The 12326-nt window shown below is 41.5% G+C and carries 11 protein-coding genes; 2 read left to right on the top strand and 9 right to left on the bottom strand.

The annotated features are described in order from the left end of the window. Positions 1-6: 6 nt before the first annotated feature. The 4 genes from BKK47_RS07585 to glyQ all read right to left on the bottom strand — a co-directional run bounded on the left by BKK47_RS07585 (position 7) and on the right by glyQ (position 2303). Positions 7-378 carry an endonuclease domain-containing protein gene (locus BKK47_RS07585; protein ID WP_077494263.1) on the bottom strand — a complete coding sequence of 124 codons (372 nt, stop codon included), beginning with the start codon at positions 376-378 and terminating at the stop codon, positions 7-9. A gap of 73 nt (positions 379-451) precedes the next feature. After that, positions 452-691 (bottom strand): hypothetical protein, encoded by a 240-nt coding sequence (locus BKK47_RS07580; protein ID WP_077494262.1) that lies wholly within the window; start codon positions 689-691, stop codon positions 452-454. A gap of 3 nt (positions 692-694) precedes the next feature. Then, positions 695-1348, bottom strand: a complete 654-nt coding sequence (locus BKK47_RS07575) for an FABP family protein (protein ID WP_077494261.1) — start codon at positions 1346-1348, stop codon at positions 695-697. Positions 1349-1394: 46 nt separating this feature from the next. Continuing rightward, positions 1395-2303 carry a glycine--tRNA ligase subunit alpha gene (gene glyQ / locus BKK47_RS07570; RefSeq protein WP_077494260.1) on the bottom strand — a complete coding sequence of 303 codons (909 nt, stop codon included), beginning with the start codon at positions 2301-2303 and terminating at the stop codon, positions 1395-1397. Positions 2304-2497: 194 nt separating this feature from the next. On the opposite strand from glyQ, the gene BKK47_RS07565 reads away from it, so the two are divergent. Further along, positions 2498-4462: a TonB-dependent receptor plug domain-containing protein gene (locus BKK47_RS07565; RefSeq protein WP_077494259.1), complete on the top strand. Its 1965-nt coding sequence runs from the start codon at positions 2498-2500 to the stop codon at positions 4460-4462. Positions 4463-4797: 335 nt separating this feature from the next. On the opposite strand, the gene ispH is transcribed toward BKK47_RS07565, so the two are convergent. The 5 genes from ispH to murJ all read right to left on the bottom strand — a co-directional run bounded on the left by ispH (position 4798) and on the right by murJ (position 11723). Next, complete coding sequence (gene ispH, locus BKK47_RS07560) at positions 4798-5742, bottom strand: 4-hydroxy-3-methylbut-2-enyl diphosphate reductase (protein ID WP_077494258.1); 945 nt, start codon at positions 5740-5742, stop codon at positions 4798-4800. Next, a complete protein-coding gene (lspA, locus tag BKK47_RS07555; RefSeq protein WP_077494257.1) occupies positions 5739-6257 on the bottom strand; it encodes a signal peptidase II in 519 nt (172 codons plus the stop codon). The genes ispH and lspA overlap by 4 nt, the downstream gene beginning before the upstream one ends. Positions 6258-6322: 65 nt before the next feature. After that, on the bottom strand, positions 6323-9148 hold the full coding sequence (gene ileS, locus BKK47_RS07550) for an isoleucine--tRNA ligase (RefSeq protein WP_077494256.1): 2826 nt from the start codon (positions 9146-9148) through the stop codon (positions 6323-6325). Between the two features lie 15 nt (positions 9149-9163). Next, positions 9164-10102 (bottom strand): bifunctional riboflavin kinase/FAD synthetase, encoded by a 939-nt coding sequence (gene ribF, locus BKK47_RS07545; protein WP_077494255.1) that lies wholly within the window; start codon positions 10100-10102, stop codon positions 9164-9166. A 46-nt stretch (positions 10103-10148) separates the two neighbouring features. Further along, entirely contained in the window at positions 10149-11723 is a 1575-nt protein-coding gene (gene murJ, locus BKK47_RS07540; RefSeq protein ID WP_077494254.1) for a murein biosynthesis integral membrane protein MurJ, read from the bottom strand. A 265-nt stretch (positions 11724-11988) separates the two neighbouring features. On the opposite strand from murJ, the gene rpsT reads away from it, so the two are divergent. Beyond that, positions 11989-12252, top strand: coding sequence for a 30S ribosomal protein S20 (rpsT, locus tag BKK47_RS07530; RefSeq protein ID WP_005548279.1), 264 nt, complete (start codon positions 11989-11991; stop codon positions 12250-12252). The last annotated feature ends 74 nt before the right edge of the window (positions 12253-12326 follow it).

The following is a 12326-nucleotide window of genomic DNA, read 5'->3' as shown; positions in this document are numbered from 1 at the left end:
GAGGGGTTAGGGGAGATTTGCTAATTTATTCTCTAGAAACAAATAAATCTGGTCAACCACGCCTTCAATTTCATACATCACTTCATCATTGCTAAACCGCATCACAGTAAAGCCTAACGAAGCTAGTTCCGCATCTCGTAACGCATCTTTTTCTTGGTAATCAGGCTCGTAGTGTTGGCTACCGTCCAGCTCAATAATCAATTTTGCTTTAGCACAATAAAAATCCACAATGTAATTCAAAAGTGGCTTTTGTCGATTAAATCGAAAACCTAATAATTGATCCCGATTGATTCGTTGCCATAGTTTTCGTTCCGGATCAGTTTGATTAGCGCGTAATTTCTGAGCATTTTCCTTTAAATATTTTTCATAAGGCTGAATCATTCACTAACCCGCAAATATCCAATCAAACTATAAAATATCAAATTCCAAAAACTAATTTTCCACTTCAAAATTATTTATGAATTATCCTATTCTTCGCTCTAATTGCACGCATTCGATTATAATGTTCTTCACTGTTAAGCGGTGATATACATCGTTGTTTTGTGTAAGAAAAACTTTCTCCGGCAGAAACTAAACAACCATACATATCTCGTTTTTCAACAATTTGTATCGTTTGAGGTGTTTGGCTACAAGCACTTAAAACACCGGCAAAAATGACCGCACTTGCGGTTGTTTTTAGGGTTTTCTTCATTATTTATTTCGCGTCTTTTTGCGCTGCAAGAGCAGTCGGATTTGGCGTAGCTTCTGCAATTTTAGTCAGACGGTTACGATCCGTATGGTGGAAAGGTTCGTCATAGTTCGGGATAATCATTACCGTATCTTGCTCGTAAGACCAAGTGCCATCATCGTTGATTTTCACCTTAATGGTGTAACTTGCGGTAGTAAAGTTTTGTTCGATAAACGGGTTGGAAATAATGCCGTTGGTGTGCGACCCTCGAACGGCTTTCACGGTAAATTCTTTCGCATCAGGGCTAGCATTGCCCGTTGCCATTAGGGTTTGTCCACGTGGAATACTTAAGGTGAAAAGAATGTTACCCGTTGCCGGCTCCCATAACCAATAGCCCACTTGATCGTGGAAGGTTTCCACCTCATTGGGTTGCACTATGCGGGTGTGATAACGTAAACCATAAAAAAGTTGAGGACCGTTTGTTTGGGCATCAATAGGTTGTAATTCAATACGTTCGATATAGGGATCTTTCTCCGCACCTTCTGCTTTTGGATTGATATCCAACCCACGTTTGCCTTCCCAAATCCCCACCATACCGGTTAAAGGTCCAAGATTGGCTAAGGTGTTTACATCGGGTTCGGCTTCCGTGTAAATATCTTTTGGATATTGGTAATCGGTCATTTTTATCTCCTGTTTAATCCTGTCTAAAGTGCGGTCGTTTTTCGGGTTATTTGTTACAACCCGGGAAACCTAAGGCTTCACGGCTAGCATAATAGGCTTCCGCCACCCCTTTGGTTAAAGCTCGAATGCGCAAAATATAGCGCTGGCGTTCAGTTACTGAAATGGCTTTGCGTGCATCAAGCAAGTTAAAACTGTGTGCTGCTTTTAAAATGCGTTCATAGGCAGGCAATGGCAATGGTTTTTCTAGTGCCAATAATTCTTGCGCTTCTTTTTCGTATTGGTCGAAACAGTAGAATAAGAAATCCGTGTTGGCATATTCAAAATTATAAGTGGATTGTTCCACTTCGTTTTGGTGGAATACATCGCCATAGGTGGTTTTGCCAAGCGGACCGTCTGACCACACTAAGTCATACACGCTATCCACGCCTTGAATATACATGGCTAAGCGTTCTAAACCATAGGTCACTTCGCCTGTCACTGGTTTACATTCCAATCCGCCCACTTGCTGGAAATAAGTAAATTGGGTGACTTCCATTCCGTTCAACCATACTTCCCAGCCCAAGCCCCACGCACCCAGTGTTGGGTTTTCCCAGTTATCTTCCACAAAGCGAATATCGTTTTTGGTTGGATCGAAACCCAGCATTTCAAGAGAACCTAAATACAATTCTTGAATATTATCCGGTGAAGGTTTAATCACTACTTGGAATTGATAGTAATGCTGTAAGCGATTTGGATTTTCACCATAACGACCATCTGTCGGGCGGCGTGAAGGTTGAACATAAGCAAATGCCATCGGTTCAGGGCCTAACGCACGCAATGCGGTCATTGGGTGAGATGTGCCTGCCCCCACTTCCATATCAAAGGGCTGAACAATAGTGCAACCTTGTTTTGCCCAATAATCTTGCAGGGCGAGAATCATACCTTGGAATGTTTTTACGTTGAATTGACTGCTCATAATCTTGAATATCAAATGTGATGAAAAATGCCGCCATTATACTTGAAAGCAAGGGGCGGATAAAGGCGAAAAGTGCGGTGAAAAATAGGCGTGTTTTTATGAATGAAATTAACGCTTGATATGAAAAATCTCGATTAGGAAAGCAAAAGGAGTTATGACAAAATACCCTTTTATTTAACCGAAGGAACATATCAATGAAAAAAAATCTAATCACAACCGCACTTTTACTTGGTTCTTCCACTTTTGTCTATGGGAAATCTTCTCGCACAGAACTACCACCCATTAACGTTTATTCCGCTTATGCCACACCGGTCAATCAAGATCAAACCGCGTCATCCGTTACCGTTTTGACTGAAAAAGATTTTGCATCACGTAATACCACTTATGTGGGCGATGTGTTGAAAACCGTGCCAGGCGTGGCGATAGCAAGTACCGGAGGACGTGGTGCGGTAACCAGCCTATTTTTACGTGGTACCGAATCAAATCATACCGTTGTGGTTATTGACGGTGTAAAAATGAACCCTGTCAATGATGGTTTTGATTTTGGCGGCTTAACATTAAGCAATATTGAGCGTATTGAAGTATTGCGTGGTGAACAATCTGCCCTTTGGGGAAGTGATGCGATTGGTGGCGTAGTTTATATCACAACAAAAAGCGGACTTTACAAAGAGAAACCGTTTAATGTCGATTTCGATTTAGGCACAGGTTCGCATGGCACTTATGATGCCTCAGCAACAGTTTCAGGTTATAACCAAGGTTTTTACTATGCCCTTCATGGCAATAGCCATCGTACACGTGGTATTTCCGTATTAAGCCAAGATAAATTTAACTATACCGCGACAGATGGTACGAAAATCCAAACAGGTGGTGCAGTTGAACGTGATAAATTCCATCGTGATAACAGTTCATTACGTTTAGGCTATGATGACAACAACAAAGGTATTGAACTTTTAGCCTCACATTCTTCACAAACGATAAGAAATGATACCTCAATATTTACTGAAGCAACGGATAAAGATTATTTCAGAACACGTGAAACGACATTCAAATTAAGTGGTTATGTTGGTAGCGATCAAGAGCTATTCAAACATAAAGCAAGTGTCAGCCATATCAAAAATGATTATAACTATATCAGCGCATCCCCTTATACTCGCGACTGGAAAAAACTAAACACCAATTACCAACTGGATATTAATTTCGACCGTGAAGGCTATATCAAACAAGGCTTGAGCTTATTAGGTGAATATCAAAAATCACATTACGAAGCACAATCCGCCTATTCGACATTTAGAGAGCAGAAACTAACGGAAAAAAGTATTGCCGCAGAATATCGTTTATTTACCGAAGATGATCATAGCCTTTCTGTTAGTGGTCGCTTTACAGACAGTAATAACTTCAAAAATACCTTTACCGGTCGCCTTTCAGGTGCTTATCGTTTATCTGAAAATGTTAAAGCTCATGCTAGTTTTGGTACAGCGGTGCATAACCCTACCTTTACCGAACTTTATGGCTATGGCACATCTTCATTTGGCCCGGTAATAACTTGGATCGGCAATCCCGAGTTAAAACCAGAAAAAAGCCGTGGTGGAGAATTAGGTTTCTTATTAGAAACGGTGGATAAGAACCATAGCTTAGATATGACGTACTTTGCTCGAATTGTGGATAATTTTATTAGCAGCGAGTCTGTCGCAACAAATGTCAGCCGAGCAATTAATGTGAAGGGTAAAACAAAAGTACGAGGTGTTGAAGTCGCATACAAAGGAAGAATCACCGATGATTTAACCGCTTATGCAAACTACACCTATACCCAAATCAAAAATGGTGAAGCGCGATTAGGTGCAGAAGGTGAAACCTTAATTCGCCGCCCTAAACATATAGCAAATGCCAGGTTATCGTATCAAATCACAGAAAAATTGGGATCTGACATCAACGTGTCTTATGTTGGAAAACGGTTTGATACTTATTGGGGAACTTACCCTTCAAAACGTGTCGAAATGCCATCTTACACTTTGGTTAATTTAGGTGCTAATTATCAAATTTCACCGAACCTAAATGTGTATGTAAACTTGAATAACGTCTTCGATAAAAAATACGAAACTGCAATTGAATACGGTCAAGATGGTCGCAATGTTTATGTTGGATTGAAAGGTTCGTTCTAAACCAAAAGTGCGGTCACAAAAAACAACGTTTTTTGAACGTTGGCTTTGCCAACGGTCCCACAAGGGATGAACAAACGAGTAAGCGAGTTTGTGAATAATTTTAACCGCACTTTAGAACCACTCTAGTATTATGTAGCAAATGCACAAAAACAGAAATTTTAACAGAATGTAGGGACACACTGCGTGTGTCCGTAACATATTGAAATGATTTGATTTTATAACGGACACACGCAGTGTGTCCCTACAAGAGAACAAAAAACAACTTTCTGTAACTGCTACATAATATTGAATCACGCCATAAAAAACGGTATCCCAATTGAGATACCGTTTTTTCTTTAATTCACTTCTTTTATTCTCAATTCCTTCGGTACTTCAAAAAACATATTTTCTTCTAATCCTTGAAGCTCTTCTAATTCATTCGCACCAAATTCTTTTAAGCGGGCAATGATAGATTGTACTAATTCTTCCGGTGCTGAAGCTCCTGCGGTAATACCAATGGTTTTGACATTTTCAAACCAATCGGCTTGAATATCTTCTGGATCATCAAGCAGCTGAGATTGCACCCCCATACGAGAAGCCAGTTCCGCCAAGCGATTGGAATTGGAGGAATTTTTTGAGCCTACCACTAAAACGAGATCCGATAATTTTGCCAACTCACGCACGGCTTCTTGGCGGTTTGTGGTGGCATAGCAAATGTCATTTTTGTGCGGACCTTGAATGGACGGATATTTTTCTTTTAATACTGAAATCGTTTCCGCCGTGTCGTCCAAAGAAAGGGTGGTTTGGGTCATAAATGTCAGCTCATCGCTTTCTTGAACCGGTAAACGGGCAATGTCTTCTACGCTTTCAACCAGATAAATACCACCCTCATCATTGCTGTATTGACCCATAGTGCCTTCCACTTCAGGATGACCTTTATGCCCGATAAGAATCGCTTTTGTTCCTTTACGACTAGCACGCGCAACCTGCATATGCACTTTAGTCACTAATGGGCAAGTAGCATCAAAAACCTTTAACTGACGATCTTTGGCTTCTTGGCGGACAGCTTGAGAAACACCGTGGGCCGAGAAAATCACAATAGCACCGTCCGGTACTTCGCTTAATTCCTCCACAAAAATGGCTCCTCGTTCACGTAACCCATTCACCACAAAACGATTATGTACCACTTCGTGGCGCACATAAATCGGTGCGCCATGAATTTCAAGGGCAAGCTCTACAATGCTAATAGCACGGTCAACACCAGCACAAAACCCACGTGGATTGGCTAAAATTATCTTCATTTTTGACCGCTCTTTTCTGTTTGTTTATCTTGTCCTTTTTTCTTTTCGCTTTTAAAAGCATCTAGCATAAGCAAGCCCGCACCAATACAAATCGCCACATCTGCCATATTAAACACGGGGTAATGATAAACATCCCAATAAAAATCCAAAAAATCCACCACAAAACCGTGATAGGTGCGATCCACCATATTGGCTAATGCTCCGCCAATGATTAAGGCATAAGCGCTATTCTGTAATTTTTGATCTGCGGTGTTTTTCTTTAGAAAATACATCAGCATCAGGGAAATACCGATAGCCAATACAGTGAAAAAGTATTTTTGCCAACCACCGTGATCCGCTAAAAAGCTAAACGCTGCACCGTAGTTACGCACATAAGTGAGATTAAATATCGGCAAAATATTCACGCTCTCGTAGAGGGCAAATTTTTGAACCACAAAATATTTGGTTAATAGATCAAGGGCGAAAGCCACTACACTTAGCCAAAGAAAAGAAAGACCTGATTTGGTTTTAGTCATAAAAATTCCTAAATAAATGAAAAGTGCGGTCAAAATCAACCGCACTTTGAATATAACAAATCACACTATGCAAAACGGCGAATTTCACCATTACCTGCCACATTTTCCACACAACGTGGGCATAACGCCGGGTGTTGAGGGTTGATGCCGATTTTGTCGGAATAATGCCAACAACGTGGACATTTTTCACCACTTGAACGCACCACGCTTACCGCAATGCCCTCAAGCTCGCCTTCCGCCACTTTGGCCGGTTTATCAGTAAGTGGTTTTACCGTCGCTTTTGAGGTAATTAACACAAAACGTAATTCATCGCCAAGTTGCTCAAGTAAGGCACGGTATTCGTCATTGGCATAAAGAGTCACATCTGCTTCTAACCCACCACCAATCACTTTTTCATTACGAGCGATTTCCAACACACGGTTCACTTCAGAACGCACACTAATGAGTTTTTGCCAATAGGCATCGTCTAATTTTTCATTTTCACCTAATCCGAATAAGCCTGTGTAAAACTCCTCAGTGAAGACAAATTCCGCACGTTCATTCTCGGTTTTTGGTAAATATTGCCAAATTTCATCAGCAGTGAAAGATAAAATCGGCGCCATCCAACGCACTAAGGCTTCTGAAATATGCCACAATGCAGTTTGACAACTACGACGGGCAAGACTATCCGCTTTGGTGGTGTATTGACGGTCTTTGATAATATCTAAATAGAAAGACCCCATCTCCACGGAACAGAAACGCATTAAGCGTTGCACTACTGCATGGAATTGGTAGTTATCATAAGCATCAATAATTTCTTTTTGTGCGTCCAACGCGCAAGCCACCGCCCAGCGATCGAGACTAATCATCTCTTCTGGTTTCACTAAATCACGTTTTGGATCAAAACCGTTGAGATTAGCCAGTAAGAAACGGGCAGTGTTACGGATACGGCGATAGCTGTCCGCCGCACGTTTTAAAATTTCATCGGATACGGTCATTTCACCGGTGTAATCTGTTGATGCCACCCATAAGCGTAAAATATCGCCACCAAATTTATCCATCACTTCTTGTGGTGTCACAATGTTGCCGATGGATTTTGACATTTTTCGTCCTTGACCATCCACCGTAAACCCATGGGTGAGTACTTGTTTATAAGGGGCTTTATTATCTGTTGCAGTGGAAAGCATTAAGGATGACATAAACCAACCTCGGTGTTGGTCTGAACCTTCCAAATACATATCCGCACTGTGACCTGCAAATTCAGGGCGATTTGCCACCACGGAAGAATAGGTGGAACCGGAATCAAACCATACGTCTAAGGTATCCGGCACTTTGCGATAATGTTCAGCATCGGCACCGAGTAATTCTTTTTCGTCTAAATCCCACCAAGCTTGAATACCGGATTTTTCCACTCGTTTTGCCACTTCTTCAAGCAATTCTAAAGTGCGAGGGTGTAATTCTTCTGTTTCTTTATGGACGAACATCGTCATCGGCACACCCCAAGTACGTTGACGAGAAATACACCAATCCGGACGATTTTCTACCATTTTTTCAATGCGTGCTTGTCCCCAACTTGGGATCCAACGCACTTGTTTGATTTCTCCAAGGGCTTGTGGGCGTAGTCCTTTCACTTCCATACCGATAAACCATTGCGGCGTGGCACGGAAAATAATCGGGGTTTTATGACGCCAACAATGTGGGTAACTGTGCGTAATTTTTTCCACTTTTAATAAATTGCCTGTTTCTTGCAATTTTTCCACCACAAGAGGATTGGCTTCAAATACGCCCTTGCCGGCAAAAAATGGTGTAGTAGAAACAAATTTTCCGTCATTTGACACGAGACATGCCATTGGCAAATCATACTTTTGCCCCACAATAAAGTCGTCTAAACCGTGATCCGGTGCAGTATGTACCAAACCGGTACCGCCATCGGTCGTAACGTGATCACCTAAAACTACAGGCACAGTATAATCGTTAAAAGGATGACGGAATCGAACCAACTCAAGGGCTTGACCTTTCACCGAACCCAATATTTCCACCTTTTCAACGCCCGCCGCTTTCGCCACAGATTCAACAAGATCTGCCGCCAAGATCACGCGTTCATCACCAAATTGAACAAGTTGATATTCCAATTCTGCATTCATCGCAATGGCACGGTTAGAAGGAAGAGTCCAAGGTGTGGTTGTCCAGATCACCGCAGAAAGTTTGCCATGACCTTTACCTTGTGCATTAAATTTAGCTTCAATTTCATCCGCACTTTCTGTCGGAAAACGGACATAAATAGACGGTGATACTTTATCTTCGTATTCCACTTCCGCTTCAGCCAAAGAAGAAGCACAATCCAAGCACCAATGTACGGGTTTTGAACCTTTATAGAGGTGACCGTTTTCAATTACTTTGCCTAGGGTTCGGATAATATTGGCTTCTGTATCAAAGTTCATCGTGAGATACGGATTATCCCAATCCCCCAACACACCTAAACGAATGAAATCTTTCTTTTGCCCTTCCACTTGTTCCGCTGCATATTCACGACATTTTTGACGAAATTCCGCTGCTGAAATTTTCTCATTTGGTTTTCCCACCAAACCTTCTACTTTCAATTCGATCGGTAAACCGTGACAGTCCCAACCCGGAATATAAGGGGAATCAAAACCCAATGCGGTTTTAGATTTAATAATGATATCTTTTAAAATTTTGTTTACCGCATGACCGATATGAATGTTACCGTTTGCGTAAGGAGGACCATCGTGCAGAATAAAGGACTTTTTACCTTTTGAAGCTTTACGAATTTTTTGGTAAAGATTTTTCTCGTACCAATTTCTCAACATCACAGGCTCGCGCTTGGCTAAATCACCACGCATTGGAAAACCTGTTTCCGGTAAATTAAGCGTGTTTTTGTAATCGACTGTCATTTTATTTTCCAATTTTTACTTTTTAAAATTCTTGCTAAAAAACGCTTTTGCGGTTTCAACATCCCGTTCAATCTGTGCTTTTAAAACATCAAAAGAAGGAAATTTCATTTCCTCTCTGATTTTATGGCAGAACTCAACTTCAACCTGTTCACCATAAATTGTCTTAGCAAAATCAAATAAATGCACTTCTAATAATTGCATTACACCGTTAATTGTTGGGCGTTTTCCCATATTGGCAACACCGTTAAAAATCTCGCCGGATTTTAACCGCACTTTTACCGCATACACCCCTTTAATCGGATTCACTTGGCGGTGCAAGCGGATATTGGCGGTGGGAAATCCCAATGTTCTGCCTAATTTATTGCCGTGAATGACACGACCAAAAATACGATAAGGCTTGCCTAACAAACTTTCTGCAAGGGATAATTCATCTTTTGCTAAGGCTCCCCGAATGGTAGTACTACTAATGCGTTGTTCATCCAAACAGAAACTATGATTATCTTCCACGGTAAAACCAAAACGCTCACCCGCTTGTTTTAACATCGCAAAATTGCCTTGGCGATTTACACCGAATTGAAAATCATCGCCAATGCTTAAAAATTTTACGTGGAGCTGATTTACTAATGTTTGTTCAATAAACTGTTGTGCCGATTGCTCAGCAAAAGTGCAGTCAAATTTCGCGACAATAACCACATCTACCCTGGCTTGCCGTAAATAATAAAGCTTATCACGCAAGCGCATTAAACGTGCCGGTGCATTATCCCCCATAAAATATTCTCGGGGCTGCGGTTCAAATAGTAATACCGCCATAGGTAAATTTAATTCATCCGCTTTTTGGCGAAGGTGGTGTAACACCGCTTGATGACCTAAATGCACCCCGTCAAAATTGCCGATTGTGAGCGCACAACCTTGTAAAACTCGGCTTGCATGATGTAGCCCACGAATTAATTGCATGACCTTACCCAAGAAAATTTCAGAATTTCGGCATTATAGCGGTAAGTTAGTTTTTTGTCAGCAAATGGTGCGGACGAATGCCTAACAAAACCAACATTCCGCCATAAACTATCGCCGCAAGTGCAATGAGCCAAGCCAACCAATGAACCCGTTGCATAAAACTCATCACAGCCCATTCATTAATCACAGGCGTGTAATACCACACCAATGCTCCCATAACACAGGCAGCCAACAAAACTTTCACGAAAAAGACCGCACTTTGGCGTGAAAAATGGTACACATCGGATTTCACCAAACCACGATAAAGTAGGTAAGCATTAAGGGTAGCGGACATGGCAGAAGCCATCGCTAGCCCCACATAACTAAAGGGAATCGCCAACACATTAAATCCCATATTGCTCACCATGGCGATAATGCCGATTTTTACCGGCGTTTTAGTGTCTTGACGAGCGTAGTAGCCATTGGCAAGAATTTTAATCAGCATAAAACTCAACAAGCCGGCATTAAACGCCCACAAAGAATAGGAGGCAGAATGCACGTCGTTAAAGGTAAAACTTCCCCGCATAAAAAGAGTGAGTAGCATGGGTTGCGCCAGTACAGCAATGCCCACCGCAGCAGGTACGCCAAGTAATAAAATCATCCGCACGCCCCAATCCATGGTATTGCGAAAATCTACCGCACTTTGTTCGGAATTATCTTCCCGATTGACATGATGACGTGCGAGGGTAGGTAAAATCACCGTGGAAATGGCAATGCCGAACAAACCGAGAGGAAACTCCAACAAACGGTCGGAATAATAAAGCCAACTAATGGAACCCGTCATGAGAAAACTGGCGATGACGGTATCCAGTAATAAATTGATCTGACTGACGGATACGCCAAACAATGCCGGGATCATCAATTTACGAATTTTTACCACGCCTTCATCGTGCCATGCCCATTTTGGTTTTACCAAAAGTCCGGTTTTTTTCATAAAAGGAATTTGGAATAAAAATTGGAATAAACCGCCGAGAAAAATACCAATAGCAAGCGCAAGATCAGGATTATCCATTCTCGGAGCTAAGAAAAGTGCGGTCGCAATCATTGCAATATTTAATAACACCGGCGAAAAAGACATCACGCCAAACTTGCCCAGCGTATTCAGCACCGCGCCGGAAAGAGCAACAAAGGTGACAAACCACAAATAAGGAAAAGTAATTTTTAATAGCAAGGAGGCTTGTTCAAACTTATGAGCATCAGGGCCGTCATTCAGCCAATCGGTAAACCAGCCCATACCAAATAATGCGGCAACAACAGGTGAACCGACCATCGCCAACAAGGTCACAATGCTCACCAAACCACCTAATGTGCCGGATACTTTACCGATAAATTCACGGGTTTTGTCCAAGTCACCGCCTTTACGATATTCTGCCAACACTGGAACAAAGGCTTGGGAAAATGCCCCTTCGGCAAATAAACGACGGAGAAAATTCGGAATACGATTGGCAAATAAAAAAACATCCGCCGCCGCTCCTGCTCCAATCAGATGGGCGATGACAACATCACGCGCCAAACCTAATACGCGCGATAATAGCGTCATACTGCTGACAATCACGCCCGATTTTAAAAGTCGTTTACTCAAAATATTATTCTCTTGCTAAAAATTTTGCCTAATTGTATAGAAATTTTGTTTTTACGCTATATTCCACGCAAAAAAACTGATAAAATCCGCCCACATCGTTTGTGTGAGCCCCTATTGAAAGCGCTTGTAAAAATAACGATGCTTACTTTCGGTTGTGTCTCACCGAAATCAACACAAATTTTCCATTGACAAACGTATAAAAAATCGTCATATTGACGCCCTTTATTTTGTCACACTAATTAACAGAAATTTTAGGAGTTTGACCTTGGCTAATATCAAGTCAGCAAAAAAACGTGCGGTACAATCTGAAAAACGCCGCCAACACAACGCAAGCCAACGCTCTATGATGCGTACTTACATCAAAAAAGTTTATGCTCAAGTAGCAGCAGGTGAGAAAGCAGCAGCTGAAGCAGCATTCGTTGAAATGCAAAAAGTTGTTGACCGTATGGCTTCAAAAGGCTTAATCCACGCTAACAAAGCAGCGAACCACAAATCTAAATTAGCTGCACAAATCAAAAAATTAGCGTAATTAAAACAGCTTAAAAAAAGACCGCACTTTTAGGTGCGGTTTTTTATTTTTAATTAAAAACCACCTTCTATGAA

Origin of the sequence: Rodentibacter mrazii, assembly GCF_001998825.1 — a bacterium.
Classification (GTDB): Bacteria; Pseudomonadota; Gammaproteobacteria; order Enterobacterales; family Pasteurellaceae; genus Rodentibacter; species Rodentibacter mrazii.
Note: the sequence above shows the minus strand (reverse complement) of the source record. Positions and strands in the feature narration are given on the sequence as shown.